We start from the raw sequence: 21,617 nt of genomic DNA, 5'->3' as shown, positions 1-21,617 counted from the left end.
AATGCGCAACAATTTTCTTTTTGGTGATAGTGCGATATGAACTCTCTGTTTGCCAGCACGGCGCGTGGACTGGAAGAACTGTTAAAAAGCGAACTCGAAGCGCTGGGCGCTCACGACTGTAAAATAGTACAGGGTGGGGTACATTTTCAGGGCGACGATCGACTCATGTACCAAAGCTTGCTGTGGAGCCGGCTGGCTTCGCGCATCCTGTTACCGCTTAATGAATTTAAAGTTTACAGTGACTTGGACTTGTACCTTGGGGTGCAGGCGATTGATTGGCCGTCAATCTTTGGTTTAGATAAAACATTTGCCGTGCACTTTAGCGGCGTGAATGACGAAATCCGCAACAGTCAGTATGGTGCGCTGAAAGTCAAAGATGCCATTGTGGATAGCTTTACCCGCAAATTGGATCAGCGCCCGACCGTCGCCAAGCAGCAGCCGGATATCCGCGTTAATGTTTTCCTGCAACGGGATATGGCCAGTGTAGCACTTGATCTCAGTGGCGAAGGTCTGCATCAGCGTGGCTACCGTGACCTGACCGGTCAGGCTCCGCTGAAAGAGAATCTGGCTGCAGCAATCATTCAGCGTTCTGGCTGGCAGCCGGGTACGCCAATGGTCGATCCCATGTGTGGGTCCGGCACCTTGCTGATCGAAGCCGCCATGATGGCATCTGATCGTGCGCCGGGCCTGCATCGGTCACATTGGGGGTTCACTGGCTGGAGCGCGTTTAACGAAGATCTCTGGCGCGAATTGACCACTGAAGCGCAAGTTCGTGCCCGCACCGGTTTGCAAGAGACGACTTCCCGTTTCTTCGGTTCCGATATTGATCGTCGGGTGATTGAGATGGCACGGGCCAACGCCCGTCGTGCCGGGGTATCAGAGCTGATTACCTTTAATGCCAATGACGTCAGTAAACTGGTAAATCCATTGCCAGAAGGGCCTGTGGGCACAGTTATCAGTAACCCGCCTTATGGTGAGCGGCTGGAAAGTGAGCCGGCGTTGATTGCGCTGCATAATATGCTCGGCCGCATTATGAAAACCGCATTCGGTGGCTGGCGCTTGTCACTGTTCAGTGCTTCGCCAGAGCTGCTAAGCTGCTTGCAATTACGCGCAGATCGCGAATTTAAAGCTAAAAATGGCCCACTTGATTGTGTGCAGAAAAACTACCAATTAGCGGCCAACCCACAGGGGGCGGGTGGTTTACAGGTGGCGGAGGATTACGCCAACCGTCTGCGTAAGAACGTGAAAAAACTGGATAAGTGGGCCAAACAGCAGGGTATCGAATGCTACCGCCTGTATGATGCCGATTTACCCGATTACAATGTAGCCGTCGATCGCTACGGCAGCAAAGTCGTGGTGCAGGAGTATGCGCCGCCGAAAACCATTGATGCACAAAAAGCGCGTCAGCGCCTGTTTGATGTGATTAATGCCACACTCGCGGTGTTGGATTTACCATCAAATCAGTTGGTGTTGAAAACCCGTGAACGCCAGAAGGGCAAAAACCAATACGAAAAATTGGCACAAAAAGGTGAATTCCTGCTGGTGAGTGAGTATAACGCCAAGCTATGGGTTAACCTGACCGATTACCTCGATACGGGTCTGTTCCTTGATCACCGCATTGCTCGCCAGATGCTGGGCAAAATGAGTCAGGGCAAAGATTTCCTGAATCTGTTTGCCTATACCGGCACGGCAAGCGTCCATGCTGGTCTGGGTGGCGCGCGTAGTACGACCACGGTCGATATGTCGCGTACCTATCTGGAGTGGGCTGAGAAGAATCTGCGGGCGAATGGCTTAACGGGCCAACAGCACCGTTTGATTCAAGCCGATTGCCTCTCTTGGTTGAGTAATACCGATGAGCAATTCGATGTGATCTTCATCGATCCACCGACGTTCTCCAACTCCAAGCGTATGGAGACCACCTTTGATGTTCAGCGCGATCATTTGGTGCTGATAAAAGAACTTAAACGGTTACTGCGCCGTCAGGGGACAATCATGTTCTCTAACAATAAGCGTGGTTTCCAGATGGATTTGGCCGGGATAGAGGCGTTGGGGCTGGAAGCGAAAGAGATAACCGCGCAGACGCAATCTGAAGACTTTGCCCGTAATCGTCAAATTCACAACTGCTGGCTGGTGACTCACCGCCGCGAGGAAAAGTAAAAACTATGTCGTTAATTAGCATGTCCGGTGCCTGGCTCTCCTTCAGCGACGCGCCTTTATTAGATAATACTGAATTGCATATTGAGGCAAACGAGCGCGTTTGTCTGGTGGGCCGCAATGGCGCGGGTAAATCCACCTTGTTGAAAATTCTAAGCAAAGAAGTTCCGCTGGATGATGGCCGTATCATTTATGAGCAGGATTTGATTGTGGCGCGTCTACAACAAGATCCTCCGCGCAATGTGGCCGGCACCGTGTTTGATTTTGTCGCGGAAGGGGTGCAGGAGCAGGCAGAACATCTGAAGGCTTACCATGCCACGCTGCACGATGTAGAGCTTGATCCAAGCGAGAAGAATCTGAATCGCTTGGCCGCGCTACAGGAAATTCTTGACCATCAGGGCCTGTGGCAGTTAGATAGCCGCATCCAGGAAGTGCTGGTTCAGTTGGGGCTATCGGCCGATGCTGAACTCTCATCACTGTCCGGTGGTTGGCTGCGTAAAGCAGCATTAGGCCGCGCACTGGTGAGCTCACCAAAAGTGCTGCTGCTGGATGAACCGACCAACCATTTGGATATTGAAACCATCAACTGGCTGGAAGGTTTCCTGAAAGATTTCCAGGGCAGCATCGTGTTTATCTCCCATGACCGCTCCTTTATCCGCGCAATGGCGACACGCATTGTCGATCTTGATCGCGGTAAATTGGTGTCATGGCCGGGTAACTATGAGCTGTATCTTGCTAGCAAAGAAGAGGCACTGCGGGTTGAAGAGCTGCAAAATGCAGAGTTTGACCGCAAACTGGCGCAAGAAGAGGTGTGGATCCGCCAGGGCATCAAAGCACGACGCACACGTAACGAGGGCCGTGTTCGGGCCTTGAAAGCATTACGGATGGAGCGTTCGGCGCGCCGTGAAGTGATGGGCACTGCCAAGATGCAAGTGGAAGAGACGGTGCGCTCAGGCAAAATCGTCTTTGATCTGGAAAATGTCAATTATCAAGTTGATGGCAAAGTGCTGGTGAAAGATTTTACTGCGCAAGTACAGCGTGGTGACAAAATTGCCTTGGTCGGCCCGAATGGTTGCGGTAAAACCACCTTGCTGAAACTGATGCTCGGTCAGCTTAAAGCGGACAGCGGCAAAGTGCATTGCGGCACCAAACTGGAAGTGGCCTATTTTGACCAGCACCGTGCAGAGCTTGATCCCGAGCGCACGGTAATGGATAACCTGGCCGAAGGTAAACAAGAAGTGATGGTCAATGGTCGTTCACGCCATGTGTTGGGCTATCTGCAAGACTTCCTGTTCCACCCGAAACGTGCCATGACACCAGTGAAAGCCCTGTCTGGTGGTGAGCGTAACCGCCTGTTATTGGCTAAGTTATTCCTTAAGCCAAGTAACTTGTTGATCCTCGATGAACCGACCAATGACCTGGATGTGGAGACACTGGAGCTGTTGGAGGAGATGGTTGATAGCTATCAGGGCACGGTATTGCTGGTGAGTCATGACCGTCAATTCGTTGATAACTCGGTGACTGAATGCTGGATCTTTGAAGGTAACGGTCAAATCAGCAGCTTTGTGGGCGGTTATTATGATGCTCACCAACAGCGTGCTGAGGCAAAACCTATTCGTCAGGTGGCCGCTAAGGTGGAAGAGACCAAAGCTGCCGCACCGGCAAAAAGCAATGCAGCGGCGGTCAAGCGCCCAGGTAAGCTGAGCTATAACTTGCAGCGCGAGCTGGATCAGTTACCGCAGCAGCTAGAAAAGCTGGAAAATGAGATCAGTGGCTTACAGGCTCAGGTTAGCCACTCAAATTTCTTCTCCCGTCCGCATGAAGAGACACAACAGGTCTTGAAAGCATTAGCCGATGCCGAACAGGCGTTAGAAGTTGCGTTTAGTCGTTGGGAAGAGCTGGAAGCTCAGAAAAATGGCTAAAAACGCATAATCACTGCTCTATCAGCTGACACAATAGCCCACGTTATAATGCTATTGTGTCTATTGTTATATTACGCCTCTTGATAGAACGGTGTTCAGCTATGCCCTTCAATGATGAAGGGCATATATAGCCGTAAGGAATGAGATATTGTGTTCTATTATTCAGCCTGAGCACGGCGAGCACTCCGGGCAGTCAGGGGATGTGATCCTGTGCCGGCAGTGCGATATGTCAGTGGCCTTACCCTCCCTGCCTTATGGCACCAAAGCGGTATGTCCGCGCTGTAAGACCACACTGACCGCGCGGTGGGATGAGCCACGTAAGCGCCCGGTTGGTTATGCTATCAGTGCACTGCTTATGCTGTTGCTGGCGAATATGTTCCCCTTCGTTAAAATGCGCGTCGCGGGGATCACCAGTGAAATCACCCTGATCCAAATACCCAAAGTGATGCTGGCGGATAACTATGCCAGCATGGCAACGCTATTTATGGTGCTGGTGCAGTTGATACCGGCCTTCTGTATGGTGGCAATTATTCTGCTTTGCCTGCGGGTTCGCATGCCCAACCGCTGGAAGGCGTGGATAGCAAAAGCGTTATTCCAATTTAAAACCTGGTGCATGGTGGAGATCTTCCTCGCCGGTGTGCTGGTGAGTTTTGTCAAATTGATGGCCTATGGTGAAATTGGCATCGGCAGCAGTTTTATCCCCTATTGCCTATTCTGTTTGTTGCAAGTGCGCGCTTTCCAATGTGTTGACCGCCACTGGATGTGGCAGGATATTGCGCCGGCACCCGCGTTACCTCATCCATTAATTGCTGGCCGTACCGGTTTGCGCCAAGGGCTGCGCTCCTGCTCCTGCTGTACCGCCATTTTGCCGCAATCTCAGGTGCAATGCCCCCGTTGCCATACGCACGGTTACGTCCGTCGCCGCAACAGTTTGCAGTGGACCATGGCACTGCTTATTACTTCAATCCTGCTCTATATCCCCGCCAATCTGCTACCGATCATGATCACTGAAAGCTTGGGGAACCAAATGGGTTCCACCATTATGTCCGGGGTGATTTTCCTGTGGAGCGAAGGCTCCTATCCGGTGGCGCTGGTGATTTTTATTGCCAGTATTATGGTGCCATCACTAAAAATGCTGGCGATCGGCTGGCTGTGCTGGGATGCGAAAGGCAAGGGCAATACTGATACCGAACGAATGCATTTTATTTATGAAATCGTCGAGTTTGTTGGCCGCTGGTCAATGATTGACGTCTTTGTTATTGCAGTGCTCTCGTCATTAGTCCGTATCGGGCAACTGATGAGTATCTACCCGGCGATCGGGGCGCTACTGTTCGCAATGGTAGTGATCCTGACTATGTTTGCTGCATTAACGTTCGATCCGCGTTTAACCTGGGATCGGATAAGTGACACAACCCAAAAGGAGCCGCAAGGTGACGGACAATAATCCCAGCCAGCATGTGGCGGAAATTGAAAAAATCAAGCGGTGGTCCCCAGTGTGGATCATCCCGATTATCACTGCGCTGATTGGTGCATGGATACTGTTTTATCACTTTAGCCATCAAGGGCCTCAGGTGGTGATGACCACACTGAATGCTGAGGGTATTGAAGCGGGTAAAACAAAAATAAAGAGCCGTAGTGTGGATGTCGGCATCGTTGAGCAGGTCACGCTAAGTAAAGATCTCAACCATGTGATCGTGCAGGCGCGGCTGAATTCAGGTATGAATACCCTGTTGCACGCCGATACCGTGTTCTGGGTGGTCAAGCCACAGATTGGGCGCGAGGGTATTTCTGGCCTTGGGACACTGCTTTCTGGTGCTTACATTGAGCTGCAACCCGGCAGCAAAGGCAGAACATTAGATGAGTTCACCTTACTGGACTCCCCGCCGCTGGCCTCACCCGATGCGAAAGGGCTGCGCATCACACTGAATAGCGAACAAGCAGGGCAGTTGAATGCTGGCGACCCGGTGTTGTTCCGTGGCTATCGCGTCGGTTCGGTGGAAACCAGCACTTTCGATGCTAAATCACGCCTGATGCGCTATCAGCTATTTATTGGCGCGCCTTATGATAGCCTGGTCACCACCAATGTCCGTTTTTGGAAGGACAGTGGTGTCGCCGTTGACCTCTCCTCGCAGGGGATGCGAGTCGAAATGGCATCGCTGGCAACCTTGTTCAGTGGCGGTGTGAGCTTTGATGTCCCTGATGGTTTAGAACTGGGCAAGCCAATCACGGCAGATAAGCCCGAGTTTAAGCTGTTTGATAACCGCAGCAGCATCCAAAACTCACTCTATACGGAACATGAAGACTTCTTGCTGTTCTTCTCCGATTCAGTCCGTGGTTTGCAGTCGGGGGCGCCAGTAGAGTTCCGCGGGATCCGCGTGGGTACTGTCGGCGATGTTCCATTCTTCACCGATGGGATGAGGCAGCGCCTGGATAATGATTTCCGCATTCCGGTGCTTATTCGTATTGAACCAGGCCGTTTCCGCAAAGATTTAGGTCCAGATGCCAATTTCGAACAGCTACTGAAAACCGCCAAACAGCGCGGCCTGCGGGCCTCATTGAAATCGGGTAACTTGTTGACCGGTGCACTGTTTATTGATCTGGATTTCTACCCAGATGCCAAACCGTGGAAAGGGCCGTTGGAAGTGGCGGGTTATCCATTGCTGCCAACAGTTAGTGGCGGCTTAGCGCAGATGCAGCAAAAAGTGATGCAAACACTGGATAAGATTAATAATCTGCCGCTAGACCCAATGCTCAATGAGGTCACAAAAACGCTGGTTGAGAGTCAGAGAACCATGCGTGAGACGCAGAAAACCCTGGAGTCACTGACGGCTATTACCACCAGTCCGGCGATGAAAGATCTGCCACAAGATCTGCAAAAAACCTTGAATGAGCTGAATCGCAGCATGAAAGGCTTCCAGCCTGGTTCTCCGGCCTACAATAAAATGGTCGGCGATATGCAGCGGTTAGATCAGGTCTTGCGTGAGTTACAGCCGGTATTGCGGACGCTGAATGAGAAGAGTAACGCGCTGGTATTTGAAGCAGCAGGAAGTCAGGACCCTCAGCCTAAGAAGGCCAAAAAATGATGAAATGGATGGCAGTTATCGCCGCGCTGTTACTCAGCGCTTGCAGCAGCGAACCTAGCAAAACTTATTATCAGTTACCGGCAATGAGTGCGCCTGCTACCGCCAGTAGCAGCGTGGCATCAAGGCAACTGTGGATTGAGCATGTTGGTGTCGCTGATTATCTCGCTGCGACAGGGGTGGTCTATCAAACCAACGATGTGCAATATGTGATTGCGACCAACAACCTATGGGCCAGCCCACTGGATCAACAGTTGCAGCAAACTTTGGTCACCAATCTGAGTAATGCACTGCCGGGTTGGTTAGTCTCTTCCCAGCCGCTGGATAGCGATCAGGATGTCCTCAATGTGACCGTCACTGGGTTCCATGGGCGTTATGATGGCCGTGCCATCATCCGTGGTGTCTGGATCCTGAAACATCAGGGGCAACTGATTAAGCAGCCATTCGATTTGGAGCTGAAGCAGAGCGAAGATGGTTATGATGCCCTGATCCGCACCCTGGCTGCGGGCTGGCAGCAAGAAGCTGGGACGATTGCCGCCCAGTTGCAGCGGGTTAAATAATATATTGTTCTAAAACAATCTAATCCTCTTTCATTGGTAATAATAAAATTGCTATGAAAGAGGATTCTCATTAAATATCAATCCATTACCTCCAACCACCCTAAATCAATCACTTAGCGTATTCTGCGGGCATAGCTCACAAATGTGACATTGGCGTGAATTTTGCGCATTGCTTTTCTGTTTCTTAAGGACTATCACTTAACTGTGATTGCACATAAAGTGGTCACTGTTTTCTTTCCACCAGACCGAAAGATGAGGGAAACGAGGCATGAAGAGACAGAAAAGAGATCGCCTGGAAAGGGCGTTGTCACGTGGGTATCAGGCAGGTATTTCAGGGCGTTCGAGGGAAATTTGTCCCTATCAAGCTTTAGACGCTAGATCGCATTGGTTAGGAGGTTGGCGACAAGCCATGGAGGACAGGGCTGTGACCGCTTAAGCGGCTCTCTGTCAGACTAAGGGATAACCTCCGCTTTATGCGCATATTGCGGAGGTTGTTAATTAGCCCTTGTACTTAATGATGCCGTGTTGTTGGCTACTCTAATTATCCCACCCAGCGTTTCAGCAAGATACTGGCGTTGACTCCGCCAAAACCAAAACCATTTGAAAGCGCATAGGTCATCTCATGTGGCAGAGCTTTACCCGCCACGATATTCAGCCCCTTAGCCGCAGGATCCAGATTTTCCAGATTCAGCGTGGCGGGAACGATTTGATCGCGTAATGCCAGCACGGTGAAAATGGTTTCCAGCCCACCAGCGGCACCCAGCAAATGGCCAGTGGCCGATTTGGTTGATGTCACCGCTAGCGTATCGCCCTCACCAAACAGATGCTTAATGGCATTAATTTCGCCAAGATCACCTACCGGTGTTGAGGTTGCATGAGCATTTAGATGCTGAACCTGCGCCGGTGAAATCCCCGCCTGACGCAAAGCAATCTTCATCGCCCGATAAGCACCGTCGCCATCTTCAGCGCCAGAGGTCATGTGATAGGCATCGGCACTAGTACCATAGCCGACAATCTCAGCCAAAGGCTGCGCACCACGGGCCAGGGCATGTTCCAACTCCTCGATAACCAGCAAACCGGCCCCTTCGCCCATCACAAAACCATCGCGTGCACTATCAAAAGGGCGCGAGGCTTTTTCAGGGGCCTCATTTGAGCCGGTTGATAATGCACGTGCTGCGGCAAAGCCAGCCAAACTGACTTTATCAATCGCGGCCTCAGCACCGCCACATAAGGCAATATCAGCTTCATCGTTGCGAATCATCCGCACGGCATCACCGATAGCTTGCACACCTGCGGCGCAGGCAGTGACAGGTGCGCCAATCGGGCCTTTGAAGTGATGCTTAATCGAGACGTGACCGGCGGCCAGATTCACCAAAAATGAAGGCACAGTGAAAGGGGATAGCCGCTTCGGCCCACGACTGTCAGTGGTGCGCACGGCATGGGCGATAGCGGGGAAACCGCCAATACCCGAACCTATAACAGTGGCGGTGCGCTCCTGTTTCTCTACGTCATCCGCTTGCCAGCCTGCATGAGCAATGGCTTCATCCGCTGCGGCCATAGCAAATTCAATAAAGCGATCCATCTTCTTTTGATCTTTTGGTGCGACAGCTTTATCAGGATCAAAACCTGCTGCGGGGTCGGCCGTAAGAGTTGGGACTTGTCCGCCAATTTTGGTCGGTAAATCGCCGACAATCTCATCGGGCAGCACACGGATGCCCGATTGTCCGGCCAGCAGACGTTGCCAAACAGCTTCGCTACCACAGCCTAATGGGGAGACCACACCCATTCCTGTAATTACTACACGGCGCGTATTCATCATTTTTCCTTTTGAAGCTCAATTGAGTGGGGTGGCTGCCTGGCATCGTCTGACTGCTTGCCTTGCATCAGTGCCAACCGTTGATTAATTATATCGCTCCTGACGGAGCCTGCCGCAAGAGTGACATCTTGCGCACGAATAGGTTGCCCGGAGTGTCTGTCGAGCAATATGGGTTCGACAGGTGTGCCAGTGCGGCGATCCACAAGAAGCACTGCGGGGCCTTCCGGCGCAAAATGCTGATTACCCCAGTGAAACAGGGCTGCAATGACAGGGAAGAGGTCAGTGCCCCGCTCGGTCAGTAAATACTCATAGCGGGCGGGGCGGGGATTATAGAGCCGCTTTTCAAAGATGCCGCTCTCCACCAGATATTTTAAGCGGCGAGTGAGGATGGTTGGTGAGAGCTGCAAACTTTGCTGGAATTCATCAAATCGCGTTAACCCTTGAAAGGCATCACGAATGATCAATATGCTCCACCACTCTCCGACTCGCTCAAGAGAGCGGGCCACCGGGCAGGGCATATCTTCAAAACGAGTTCTTTGCATACCATGCACTCTCACTTGGTTACAGTGGATTTAGCTGGCCCATGACCTGAAAATTAGCAGGTCGCCCTGTGACTACGTTTATTGTAGTTACTGAGTAAAAAAAATGCCGTTGGGCATCAAAATAGTGAGTCATCAGTATAACAGTGGGGGGATGTTACGATCCCCCGCACAAGGAGAGCAGATAAAATACTAGAAAGCGTTGGTGTCTTTAAACAAACCCACTTTCAAGTCGGTGGCGGTGTAAATCACTTTGCCATCAACTAATACTTCACCGTCCGCAACACCCATGATTAATTTACGCATAATAATACGTTTGAAATTAATACGATACGTCACTTTTTTGGCATCAGGCAGCACCTGTCCGGTGAATTTAACTTCACCCACCCCCAGAGCACGACCTTTCCCTTCGCCGCCCAACCAGCCAAGATAGAAACCAACCAACTGCCACATGGCATCAAGGCCCAGGCAACCAGGCATTACAGGGTCACCGATAAAGTGGCAACCGAAGAACCATAGGTCCGGATTGATATCCAGTTCCGCTTCCACATAACCTTTACCATAGGTGCCGCCGTCTTCTGTCATTTTGACGACACGGTCCATCATTAACATATTGCCTGCTGGCAACGGTGGCCCGCCAGCGCCAAACAGTTCGCCACGGCCTGATGCTTCAAGGTCTTCTTTTGTATAGGATTCGCGTTTATCTACCATGTTCTCAGTAAGCCTTATTTTAGTGAAGTGCGCAGAATAGCGTACAGCTGTACGCTGAGCAAGTCCGATCAGCCCTGGTTGAACCAGTTCAACCAACGTAATGGCCACGGCCAACGACGCCTGTCCAGCGGATTTACCTGCGAGATTCGCTCTTGAATTATACCCAACAGACTCGGTTGTTGCTCATCGGCATAGACCACGCCCGTTAATATCGGCAGCGCTTCAGCCACCGTATCAACTGCCCACAGATGGAATTGACCATTTTGCACGGCTTCAATCACCGCCTGATTAAGGCACAAATGACGGACATTGGTGGAGGGTAAAATCACCCCCTGAGTGCCCGTTAGCCCACGGCGCTGGCAAGCCTCGAAGAAACCTTCGATCTTTTCATTCACGCCGCCAATAGGCTGCACATTACCAAACTGGTCAACAGAACCTGTCACGGCAATTTGTTGGTTGATTGGCTGCTGCGAGAGCGCACTGATCAACGCGCAAAGTTCAGCGAGTGATGCACTGTCGCCGTCCACTTCACCATAAGATTGCTCAAAAACAATGGAAGCGGAGAATGGTAGCGGCTGATCGAGATCCAGTTCTGAATGCAAAAATGCCTGCATGATCATCATGCCTTTAGCATGAATATTGCCACCCAGTTCAGCTTTTCGTTCAACATCAACAAACTCGCCATCACCTAAGTGAACAACACAACTGATACGTGCCGGCTCGCCAAAGGCATAAGGGTGGCCTGGGTACTCCAGCACCGACAGGCCGTTAATTTGGCCGACAACTTGCCCTTCAGTATCCACCAGAATTTGGCCTAGCTCTATCTCATCCTGCATCCGCTCGGCGAGGTAGCTATGCCGCCAATCGCGGGCATTCAGTGCCGTTTCCAGCGCGTTGGCGGTAATGGTGTCCTCTTCGACATACAGTGCCGCTTCAGCTAGCTGGTGGGTTAGCCATTGTGGACACAGTGGTAGGCTGCCTTGGTCACCGCTGTAACGTACCGCCTGGCGAAACAGTACCGGCCAGGCATCGACAGAGAGGGGCGGCAGCTGCTTTTGTTGCAATAGCGCATTGATATAGCCGCACCATAAGGTCATGCCATCAATATCGACCAGTGGCAGCTCGACTTCAAACTCACCATAAATAGCCAATTCGCCCAGTTCAGGTTCCATATCATGGAAATCGCCAAGACCGAGACGGTCACCAACCAGAATCAGGCGCAGATCCAATGGCATAGAGGGAATCTGTACCGGCAGAGGGCGGGTTTCATCAGGAGAGAGCCAGTCAAAACGTTGTTGGGCAATCATCTGTTTTAGGCGCAGCCACATTAATGGTTGCGCCTGTAGAGCACGTACCGACAGGATCAAGATGCCGCCATTAGCCTGATGAACCAAGCCGGGTTGCAAACTGATTTGATCTTTATGCCATCTAACACAACCAAACAGTTGCTCTGGCTCGACCCACTCCTGATAGAGGCAGCGTGATTGTGCCGCAAACAGCTCGTCACCACGTTGTGCTGGCTGCCAGGTGACTTGGTGACCATTTATCAGATAATCGCCACCAAACAGGGCTGAAGCCGCAGGTTGCAGCTCTTTAACCGCCTGTGCAATTAGTGCCAGATACTCAGTGCTCTCTTGAGCTTTGATCAGCATGAAACGCGGTTGAGACTGTGGATGACAGAACAGCGTCATGCCATTTTCTAACCGGGGCTGAATCACGGCAAAAGGAACAGGCTCCAATTGGGAGGCAGTAGCGAATAACGCTTCATATGGCGTTGTGTTCGGCAGCAGTGACTGCCATTCAAGTCGGTTATTGGTCAAAGTAATAGATGCAATCGTCAAAAAGGGAAAGGGCGATTATACAAGAATAAAGCAGGCTGCATACACGTAGAGTAGCAGTTGGTGGCAAGGAGTAAGACATCGGCAGTATTCCGTACAAAAAACAATCTATTCATGTGCTTTTAGTAGGGTGAAATTCTGTGTAAAGCTGTTATGCTTGATTTAAGTTACGCGGTCACTAAAGAGCTCACGATGAAATATCAACAACTGGAAAATTTGGAAAGTGGTTGGAAATGGGCGTATTTGGTAAAAAAACACCGTGAAGGTGAAGCCATTACCCGACATATCGAAAACAGTGCAGCTACGGACGCCGTAGAGCAACTGATTAAGCTGGAAAGTGAGCCAGTGAAGGTGTTGGAGTGGATTGATGCACATATGAACCAGCAACTGGCGACTCGGATGAAGCAGACAATCCGCGCCAGACGTAAGCGGCATTTTAATGCAGAGCATCAACATACCCGCAAAAAATCAATCGATTTAGAGTTTTTGGTCTGGCAACGTTTGGCAGCCCTTGCCCGGCGTCGTGGTAATACGCTTTCGGAGACAGTGGTTCAGTTGATTGAAGATGCTGAGCGCAAAGAGAAATATGCCCACCAGATGTCCTCTTTGAAACAGGATTTGCAGGATATTCTTGGTAAAGAGAGTTAATCTGTCTGGTATTCGGAATTTGAGATTACTCCGGAAACACCATAAGAAAAGACTCTGTGACCCAGCAGTGCTTATTCTCATAAAAAAAACCCCGCAAAGCGGGGTTTTTTACGAAAGCTGTAAACTTAAGCCTGTGGCTGAGTTACAACTTCTTTGTAGCCTTTAACTTCGATCTCTACGCGACGATCTGGTGCCAGGCACTCGATCAAAGCAGCACGTGGTTTCACGTTGTCACAGGTGTTACCTGTAACTGGGTTCGCTTGGCCTTCACCGCGAGCGGTGATTTTTTCAGCAGGGATACCTTTAGAAACCAGGTAATCACGCACGCTGTCAGCACGACGCTGAGACAGAGCTAAGTTAGGAGCTGGTTGACCGATACGGTCAGCAAAGCCCAGAACCACTACAGAACCATCTTTAGGATCGATAGAGCTCAGCTGAGAATACAGTTGGTCCAGAGCTTGCTGGCCTTCTGGTTTCAGAGTTGACTTGTTGAAAGCGAACAGCACGTCAGATTTCAGTGTGAAACGCTTAGTATCAACAACTGGCGCTGGAGCTGGAGCTGGCGCTACTGGCACAACTGCATCATCCTGACCGAAACGGTAAGATACACCTACGCTCAGCATGCCATTGTCTGGACGAGCACCAACGGTAGCACGGTCACCGATGTTGTTAACCCACTGGTATTCCATACGGGTTGCCCAGTTTTTGGTCCAAGCGTATTCAGCACCCAGAGCAACCAATGGAGAAACACCGGTGTCGTGGCCACTAGTGCGGTCGCCATTGATAGAACCGGTAGCATCTGCACGCCAAACCATACCACCCAGACGAGTGTAAACGTCCAGATCTTGTGCAACAGGGTAGCTCAGTTTAGCAGCTAACTGTACGCCTTGTGCTTTGAAAGCACCGTTGTTGGTGTCGCCTTTATAAGGCATACGGCCAAGCCAGTCGTATCCCATTTCAAAGCCCAGGTATTGGTTCGCTTGGTAACCCAAGAACGCACCAGCACCCACTTGGTCTTTATGAGTTGGGCCGTCATTTTCAATGATGGAACCAGTATCTTGGAACTGGGACCAGCCCAGTTTACCACCGGTGTACCAGGTGTTATCTTTCGGTGCGGCTTGCGCTACTGTAGCGAAACCAGCCAGTGCCACTGCTAATGCGATAGCTGTCTTTTTCATTTTACGCCTCGTTATCATCCAAATAGGCAATGAGCTTTAAAAAGCCAAGCCCTTGGTTAAAATTCTTCGTTAAGGTTTTAACGCTCCCGTTAAGCACGCTGCCAGTATGATTTGGCATTTTAGAGCAACCTTAGCGATGTAAAGTCTACAACGTGGCGAGAAAGTTACAAGTGTGATGTAATAAACGGCCTGAAAAAAAAGCGAAATAGTACATAATCTTTAACGATTTAGTGGTAAAAAGCAGCCTTTTCTATGCGACATTTTCTGCTGGAAGCCGCATTCCGACTCGCTTTATGTCAGTTCCACAGGAGTAAGCGCTAAATATTGTAATAATTCATGGGATAAATCCTAAATTCACTTAATGATACAAAGAAGAATGAATTTTTAACGTTGCGCACTGTCCTTGACCCGTTTTTGTGTCATTCAAAGGGTGCATAACAAACCCATAAGCATTTCCTAACTTTGCTGCTAAACGTAAACGGATACGATCATCGTCTGATAGCTCCGGTAGCCAGCCAAGCACAACACTATAATTTCCCGTCAATAATGCTTTTTCCATCGCATCAACAGTCGACAATGGATTGATTTGTCTTAGCTGAACAACCTTATGCGCTGGTAAACCTGATTGCTGTAACCAGATACGGCTCAATTTCTGTTGCGGTGTTAACCATAAGAGCCATCGAGATTGCTTACCAAGCTGTTGTAATAAAGGGAGTAATAGCTGGGTTACCGCAGGTTGGTTTTCACTGTACACAAGTTCACTGATAAGGCCACTATCTGTTGGAGCATCAACTCTTTGTGCGGCATCGCGGGTAACAAGAGAATGATAATTAGCATGATAAGGTTTTAGTGATTGAGTACGCATAATGAACCTCGCCTGTAGTATCCTGTATGTATATACAGTAGTCGCTGTTTATTCGAAGATCAACTAAATTTTTACAAGACGCTTCGCATAATTGCGAAGTAAACCCGTGCAAATTCATTTTGTATTTGGCTAGGCAATCCATTTTGCGTATTTTCTAATTAGTTGTTCCTCTTACACTTATTGCAACTAAATAGGGACGTTAGTTCGGATTTTTACTAAAGGAGTAGTTATGGAAAACGCATCAGAAAACAAAATCATGCAGGCACGAGATTGCTTTAATTTTTTAGGCCAGATCACAGTTCGCTCACTGTTTGGCGGCTATGGACTATTGGCTAATGGGATTATGTTTGCTGTGGTTTCTGAGGGGGAACTGTATTTACGTGCCAATGATCAGGTTGAGGGGCTATTTCGCGCGAGGGGGATGACGAACCTTGTTTACGCCAAACGTGGGATACCGATTTTGCTGCGCTACTATCGGGTCGATGCTTTTTTATGGGAGGATGAACGCACGCTGCGTAATTTTGCAGAGCGCGCTTATCAGGAGGCCAGAACTGAGGTTTTAAGCAAAAAAGGCCCCACAGTCAGACTGAAGGATTTACCCAATCTTAGTGCTAGCCTTGAGCGGTTATTATGGAAGGTCGGCATTAAGAATGCAGCGGAGTTGCGGCTTGAGGGCGCTAAGCGCTGTTATTTGAAATTACGTGCGGTACGACACTCGCTTGGGATAAATGTTTTGTTGTCACTGGCGGGGGCTATCAGTGGCTACCACTATGCTGCATTGCCGTTGATGATACGTGTTGAGCTAGTTGAATGGTTTGAGACACACATCAGCGCAGTCTATGAAACAGCATAACCACGGGCCATCGAGGATGGCCCGTGGTTAACTAACGAGTCTGGCTGATTTGCTTATTCAGTTCACTAAGTTCAGGTAACAGCTCCAGCAGTAAACCAATCTGCTGTAAAACCAATTGATCTTTACTCTCCGGCTCAGGGTTACACTCTTGCAGTCGGGTAGATAAGCCCGCTAATACCTGTGCCATTTTCGAACTGTCTGGTTGCTCTTGCTCAAGAGTGCCCTCGATATAACAAATAGCATCGTTAAGTAAATTCAGTGTGGCGGTATTGGTCAGTTTCTCACGATGAGCGCCCAGCGCGGAGATATAACTGAGCATGGTGTGGTTCAGGCAGAGTAAACGGAATGCCGCCTCTTGAGTCTCGTTATCACTCTTGGGCTCTGCTGACATATTTGAAATGACGGAGGCTAACTCGGCATCACAATTATGAGCATCACGGCGCGCTATGCGATAGGGCAGGCTGTTATCTTTACCTTGATAGTATTGCACCAGAATTGCATCCAGATAGCGGCAATTCGCATTAAGTGTTTTGTGGACCACCGTCGGAAGTTGGCGGAACTTCCAGTCAGGCCAGATAAAGCTCACAGCGACCCAGGCAATAGCGCACCCCAGTAAAGTGTCGAATACTCGTGGTGCGGCAACCTCAAACCCTTCACCTAGCAGGTTAAAACATAACAAAACCAGCAGGGTAATAAACATCGTGGCGTGAGCATACTGCACATTACGGAAGGCAAAAAAGAGCACCCCGGTAATCACAATCAGAATTAATTGCCCCTCAATGGATGGCACGAAATAGAGGATAGGCAAACCGATAAGTATGCCGGCCAGAGTACCGACGATGCGCAGTGCAAGGCGGCGGCGTGTTGCATTATAGTTGGGCTGACAGACAAAAAGGCTGGTTAGCAAGATCCAATAGCCGTGGCGCATACCGGTAAACTGAATGAATGCATAGCCGATACAGAGCACGACGGACATGCGGACTGCGTGGCGAAAGAGTGCCGATTTTGGTGTCAGATGGCGGCTGATGCGCAGCTTAATATCACTCCAACCGGTGAGGTGGTCGTCAGACAAACGGCTTTCTGGCTGTGGGCCTTCGGCGAGTACCTGCTCTGATTCAATTCCAGCCAGTTGAGCATCAATCGCCCGCAAGTTTTTCAGCAAATGGGAAAGTGCTTTAACTTGCTGCACATTCTCGTTTTGAGCCAGCTCTCTGGCCAGTGCCGCATCTAAAAAAGTAAAGGCTCGCTCAAAGCGAGGATCATGCTGATATTTTTGTCTCATCAAGATAGATTGCGAAAGCTGCATACAGGCTCTGGCTTGCATACTTAATAAGCGCTGAAAGCGGAATAGCACATCGCTATAGCGGAATTTCTCCCGTAGCGCTTGATATTGGACATGCGATGAACTGGCACGTTCATGGATATCTTGCGCCACAAAATAGTAGTGCAGAGTGCGCCGCGTCCCACGCTGGCCCCGGTCACCTTTTAGCCGCGTCACCAGCGAGGCTTTGGCTTGATTCAACGTTGCGACTAAAGTGCCGTTGGCCATCGCCACATCAATAATAGGTTGATCGACCCCTGGCTCAATATCGGGATCAAATAGATTGGCTTTGGCTTCCAAATAGCGGGCAAGCTGCTGATAACAGCGGGCCAAATTATCCTGTAAGGGGCGGATAGGGAAAATAAGATGCCCGCACAAGGTCAGTAGGTTGTACCAAACGGCACCCAGCAGCAGTAACAGTGGCTGCTGATACCAAATATGGTACATCGAGGTGCCGAGCATGGTGTAGATGGCGATTAACAATGCACCAAAAGCAATGGTTGCGTAGCGTTGGCCTAAGGCACCCAGCAGAATGAAACCACAGGTTGAGAAGGTCAGGCCAAGGGCAAAGAGCCAGGGATAAGGGAATAAAAGCTCAATGGAGGCTGAGGCGACAAAAAAACAGATCAGCGTAATGAATAGGTTACGTAACCGCCCGGTCAGGCGGTCATCAAGGTCAGTCAGTGCTGCGGCAACAACGCCTAGGGTCAGTGGAATGGTCAGTTTAGGTTGATCAATCCACCATGGAACCGCTGTTACTCCCGCCAACGCGATAAAGATACGGACATGATAAAGCAGACTACTATTGTAGACATAACGGCGTAAAGCAGTGACGAAAGTGAGCACAAAAAACCTCTAAAACTGAAATTCAGCGTTGCTGATACTGGCGTTGAGCATTGGCTATTCTTGCCTGTTGCGCCATTTCGACTGAAACGACACGGCGACCCACTGGCCATAGTGCGATAGCAGCAATCTTAAAATTGGCAATCCCCACCGGGATCCCGATGATGGTTATACACTGCACAATACCGGTGACGATATGTGATAAGCAGAGCCACCAGCCAAATAGCACAAACCAGACAATATTTAATAGAGAACCACCCGCAGTTAGCAAAGCATTACTTTTTTCTGGGTATAATTCATTGACATGGATCGCCTCATTGCCATAAGGGAGAAATGATAACTTGGTAATCTCCCAGCAAGAGCGGGTTAATGGTAAGGTGAAAATCAGAATGACGCTGACGACTGTGGCTAACAGCCAGCCCAACGTGGTGAAGAAACCACCTAAAACAAAATTAAGAATGTTCAGTACAGTACGCATAATGATTAATCTACCAGGCTGAATATAAAAACCGCAATGCGGATGAGTGATAACACCGACTAACCATGTTATACGGATAGCACGGGTGAGTTTCCTTTTTCAACTATCGGATACCTATTGTTTAAACTCAATTATTTTATTTACACTCCATTATGTTATTTCAATTCACTTAATACGAGTTTGGCGCGCAGATATGGAACTTAAAGCGACATCTTTTGGCAAGCATCTGGCTCAGCACCCCTATAATCGGGTGCGCTTGCTAAATGCGGGCATTGAAGTATGCGGTGATAAACATCAATACCTGATTCCGTTTAACCAGTTGGTTAACATTCAATGTAAGCGCGGTATTGTCTGGGGCGAGATGGAATTTGAACTGCCAAATCAGCAGGTTGTGCGTTTGCATGGCACTGAATGGCAGGAGACCCAACGTTTTTATCATCACTTACTGGGCATCTGGCAGCAATGGAGTGAGGAGATGAGCCGGGTTTGTGTTGAGGTTTTGCATAAACAAGTCGAATCAATTAAGCGAATTGAACAGCAGGATAAATGGTTTAAACGTAGCGAATTAGGTCAGGTACAAAACGCTATTCGTGAGGCTTTCGCGGCGTTACCTATGCCCGAACAGCGATTAATGGCGTTTGACTCTTGTCGTGCGGATTATGAGCTCTGTTTGGGCTGGTTGCAGCAAGGTAACCGTAGTGTAGAGCGCCGTAATCAGCAATGGACTAACCGAATGCTGGAGGAGCATCAAGATCTCTTCCAGAGTGTTGAAAGCTCGCCACTGAATGAGTCGCAGAGTCGTGCGGTGGTCAACGGTGAAGATTCGGTGTTGGTACTGGCAGGCGCGGGCAGTGGTAAAACGTCGGTGCTGGTGGCCCGCGCGGCCTGGCTATTACGCCGTAATGAAGCACGACCTGAGCAGATCTTGCTGCTGGCGTTTGGCCGCCAGGCGGCTGACGAAATGAATAGCCGCATCAAGCAGCGGTTGGCGGTGGATGATATTCAGGCCAAAACCTTCCATGCACTTGCGTTGCAGATTATCCAGCAAGGCAGCCGCAAAACCCCCGCTATCAGTAAATTGGAATCTGACAGCAAAGCCAGAAGATCGCTGTTGATTCAGCATTGGCAGCAGCAGTGCAGCGAAAAGAAAGCGCAGGCTAAAGGGTGGCGTGAGTGGCTAACCCATGAGTTGGCATGGGAAGTCAGTGAAGGTGATTTTTGGCAGGATAAACGACTGGCGGCGCGGCTGGCAGGGCGACTTGAGCGCTGGTTAGGATTGATGCGGATGCATGGCGGTAGTCAGGCCGAAATGATTGAGCAGGCTGATGAGGAGGTACGCGATCTCTTCCAGAAACGCATACGTTTAATGGCACCCTTACTAAAAGCATGGAAAACAGCGCTGAAAGAGGAGGGGGCCGTCGATTTCTCCGGGCTGATTCATCAGGCGGTAAATTTGCTGGAGAAAGGGCGGTTTGTTAGCCCGTGGAAACACATTTTGGTCGATGAGTTTCAGGATGTCTCGCCGCAACGGGCCATGCTACTGACCGCGCTGCGTAAGCAAAATAAGCAAACTTGCCTGTTTGCAGTCGGTGATGATTGGCAGGCAATTTACCGGTTCAGCGGCGCAGAGCTCTCCCTCACGACGGCGTTTAGTCAGCATTTTGGCGAGGGCGCTGAATGTGCACTGGATACGACCTACCGTTTTAATGATCGCATCGGTGAGATTGCTAACCGGTTTATCCAGCAAAATCCCTATCAATTGAAAAAACCACTGAATAGCTTAAGCAAAGGCAATAAAAAGTCGGTGATGATTTTACCGAGCGAACAACTTGAGACATTGCTGGATAAGCTCAGTGGCTTTGTTAAGGGTGACGAGCGTATTCTGATCTTGGCGCGTTATCATCATCTGCGGCCCGATATTTTGTCAAAGGCGGCAACACGCTGGCCAAAGTTAATCATTGATTTTATGACGATTCATGCCAGTAAAGGGCAACAGGCTGATTATGTAATTATTGCTGGTTTACATCAGGGGAGTGATGGTTTTCCTGCCGTGGCACGGGAGTCAATTTTGGAAGATGTGCTGCTACCGGCACCGGAGGATTTCCCTGATGCAGAAGAGCGGCGTTTGCTTTATGTCGCCATGACCCGAGCAAAACATCAAGTATGGCTGCTGCAAGACACGGCTAATCCCTCTGTTTTTATTCAGCAACTGGGTGAATTAGGTGTCCCGGTTCAGCGCAAACCCTAGCTAAAATGAAGCCCGATGGGTCATCACCGGGCTTCATGATTATTTCAGGCGTTGCTTCAAATAGTGATCATAATCAGGGATAGCGATGGTCACTTCACTGCTGAACAAAGCTGAGCCAATTAAGAAATCTGCGGTTGAGCGGTTAGTGGCCACGGGAATATTCCAAACCGTCGCCAGGCGCAGCAGGGCTTTTACATCTGGATCATGGGGAACCGCATTGAGCGGGTCCCAGAAGAAGATAAGGATATCGATTTTTTTCTCAGATATCAGTGCGCCCACCTCCTGATCCCCCCCCATTGGGCCACTAAGCAAACAGTGGACATCAATCCCCGTGGCGTTTTGAACCAGATTGCCGGTGGTGCCAGTGGCATAAAGTTCGTGCTGTGCCAAAAGATCTCGGTTTGCCATGACCCACTCAAGCAGTGATTTTTTGCAGTGGTCATGGGAAACAAGGGCAATATGCTTACGTGCCGCAATAGTGCGGGTGGTGAGTTCCATCAAAATATCCTTCAATAAGAGCCAGCGGTTTGCTGACAGATTACTGAAATGGCTATTTTGTGCAT

The 21,617-nt window shown here is 49.9% G+C and carries 18 protein-coding genes; 9 read left to right on the top strand and 9 right to left on the bottom strand.

The annotated features are described in order from the left end of the window. Window positions 1-36 precede the first annotated feature (36 nt). The 6 genes from rlmKL to rmf all read left to right on the top strand — a co-directional run bounded on the left by rlmKL (window position 37) and on the right by rmf (window position 8,152). A complete protein-coding gene (gene rlmKL, locus HRK25_RS18025; RefSeq protein ID WP_005278769.1) occupies window positions 37-2,157 on the top strand; it encodes a bifunctional 23S rRNA (guanine(2069)-N(7))-methyltransferase RlmK/23S rRNA (guanine(2445)-N(2))-methyltransferase RlmL in 2,121 nt (706 codons plus the stop codon). 5 nt (window positions 2,158-2,162) lie between these two features. Then, complete coding sequence (locus HRK25_RS18020) at window positions 2,163-4,076, top strand: ABC transporter ATP-binding protein (RefSeq protein ID WP_032898813.1); 1,914 nt, start codon at window positions 2,163-2,165, stop codon at window positions 4,074-4,076. A 226-nt stretch (window positions 4,077-4,302) separates the two neighbouring features. After that, the gene (pqiA, locus tag HRK25_RS18015; RefSeq protein WP_005278774.1) at window positions 4,303-5,520 is read left to right on the top strand and encodes a membrane integrity-associated transporter subunit PqiA; all 1,218 of its coding nucleotides are present in this window, start codon (window positions 4,303-4,305) and stop codon (window positions 5,518-5,520) included. After that, window positions 5,507-7,159, top strand: a complete 1,653-nt coding sequence (gene pqiB, locus HRK25_RS18010) for an intermembrane transport protein PqiB (RefSeq protein WP_032898815.1) — start codon at window positions 5,507-5,509, stop codon at window positions 7,157-7,159. Before pqiA ends, pqiB begins: the two co-directional genes overlap by 14 nt. Next, window positions 7,156-7,716, top strand: coding sequence for a membrane integrity-associated transporter subunit PqiC (pqiC, locus tag HRK25_RS18005; RefSeq protein ID WP_032898817.1), 561 nt, complete (start codon window positions 7,156-7,158; stop codon window positions 7,714-7,716). The genes pqiB and pqiC overlap by 4 nt, the downstream gene beginning before the upstream one ends. A 268-nt stretch (window positions 7,717-7,984) precedes the next feature. Beyond that, window positions 7,985-8,152, top strand: coding sequence for a ribosome modulation factor (gene rmf / locus HRK25_RS18000; protein ID WP_005170911.1), 168 nt, complete (start codon window positions 7,985-7,987; stop codon window positions 8,150-8,152). Between the two features lie 105 nt (window positions 8,153-8,257). On the opposite strand, the gene fabF is transcribed toward rmf, so the two are convergent. The 4 genes from fabF to HRK25_RS17980 all read right to left on the bottom strand — a co-directional run bounded on the left by fabF (window position 8,258) and on the right by HRK25_RS17980 (window position 12,602). Continuing rightward, a complete protein-coding gene (gene fabF / locus HRK25_RS17995) occupies window positions 8,258-9,532 on the bottom strand; it encodes a beta-ketoacyl-ACP synthase II (RefSeq protein ID WP_032898819.1) in 1,275 nt (424 codons plus the stop codon). Further along, a complete protein-coding gene (locus HRK25_RS17990) occupies window positions 9,532-10,074 on the bottom strand; it encodes a winged helix-turn-helix transcriptional regulator (RefSeq protein WP_032898820.1) in 543 nt (180 codons plus the stop codon). Before HRK25_RS17990 ends, fabF begins: the two co-directional genes overlap by 1 nt. A 189-nt stretch (window positions 10,075-10,263) precedes the next feature. Further along, a complete protein-coding gene (gene fabA / locus HRK25_RS17985) occupies window positions 10,264-10,782 on the bottom strand; it encodes a bifunctional 3-hydroxydecanoyl-ACP dehydratase/trans-2-decenoyl-ACP isomerase (RefSeq protein ID WP_005160035.1) in 519 nt (172 codons plus the stop codon). A 68-nt stretch (window positions 10,783-10,850) separates the two neighbouring features. Further along, on the bottom strand, window positions 10,851-12,602 hold the full coding sequence (locus HRK25_RS17980; RefSeq protein ID WP_032898822.1) for an AAA family ATPase: 1,752 nt from the start codon (window positions 12,600-12,602) through the stop codon (window positions 10,851-10,853). Window positions 12,603-12,812: 210 nt separating this feature from the next. Between HRK25_RS17980 and matP the strand changes: the two genes are divergently transcribed. Then, window positions 12,813-13,268 carry a macrodomain Ter protein MatP gene (gene matP, locus HRK25_RS17975; RefSeq protein WP_032898824.1) on the top strand — a complete coding sequence of 152 codons (456 nt, stop codon included), beginning with the start codon at window positions 12,813-12,815 and terminating at the stop codon, window positions 13,266-13,268. Window positions 13,269-13,393: 125 nt separating this feature from the next. On the opposite strand, the gene ompA is transcribed toward matP, so the two are convergent. Further along, on the bottom strand, window positions 13,394-14,446 hold the full coding sequence (gene ompA, locus HRK25_RS17970) for a porin OmpA (protein WP_005278793.1): 1,053 nt from the start codon (window positions 14,444-14,446) through the stop codon (window positions 13,394-13,396). A 358-nt stretch (window positions 14,447-14,804) separates the two neighbouring features. Beyond that, window positions 14,805-15,311 carry an SOS-induced cell division inhibitor SulA gene (gene sulA / locus HRK25_RS17965; RefSeq protein WP_005278795.1) on the bottom strand — a complete coding sequence of 169 codons (507 nt, stop codon included), beginning with the start codon at window positions 15,309-15,311 and terminating at the stop codon, window positions 14,805-14,807. A 229-nt stretch (window positions 15,312-15,540) separates the two neighbouring features. On the opposite strand from sulA, the gene HRK25_RS17960 reads away from it, so the two are divergent. After that, window positions 15,541-16,164, top strand: a complete 624-nt coding sequence (locus HRK25_RS17960) for a TfoX/Sxy family DNA transformation protein (RefSeq protein ID WP_005278797.1) — start codon at window positions 15,541-15,543, stop codon at window positions 16,162-16,164. 31 nt (window positions 16,165-16,195) lie between these two features. On the opposite strand, the gene yccS is transcribed toward HRK25_RS17960, so the two are convergent. Together yccS and HRK25_RS17950 are read right to left on the bottom strand one after the other, a co-directional pair. Beyond that, window positions 16,196-18,331: a YccS family putative transporter gene (gene yccS, locus HRK25_RS17955; protein WP_054872805.1), complete on the bottom strand. Its 2,136-nt coding sequence runs from the start codon at window positions 18,329-18,331 to the stop codon at window positions 16,196-16,198. A 22-nt stretch (window positions 18,332-18,353) separates the two neighbouring features. Further along, a complete protein-coding gene (locus HRK25_RS17950; RefSeq protein ID WP_005279908.1) occupies window positions 18,354-18,806 on the bottom strand; it encodes a YccF domain-containing protein in 453 nt (150 codons plus the stop codon). Window positions 18,807-18,999: 193 nt separating this feature from the next. On the opposite strand from HRK25_RS17950, the gene helD reads away from it, so the two are divergent. Next, window positions 19,000-21,054, top strand: coding sequence for a DNA helicase IV (gene helD, locus HRK25_RS17945; protein WP_005279909.1), 2,055 nt, complete (start codon window positions 19,000-19,002; stop codon window positions 21,052-21,054). Window positions 21,055-21,093: 39 nt separating this feature from the next. Here the strand turns inward: helD and HRK25_RS17940 are convergent, their stop codons facing one another. Continuing rightward, entirely contained in the window at window positions 21,094-21,552 is a 459-nt protein-coding gene (locus tag HRK25_RS17940) for a methylglyoxal synthase (protein ID WP_005279811.1), read from the bottom strand. Window positions 21,553-21,617 lie beyond the last annotated feature (65 nt).

It is taken from the genome of Yersinia bercovieri ATCC 43970, from assembly GCF_013282745.1.
In the GTDB taxonomy this organism is placed as follows: domain Bacteria; phylum Pseudomonadota; class Gammaproteobacteria; order Enterobacterales; family Enterobacteriaceae; genus Yersinia; species Yersinia bercovieri.
Note: the sequence above shows the minus strand (reverse complement) of the source record. Positions and strands in the feature narration are given on the sequence as shown.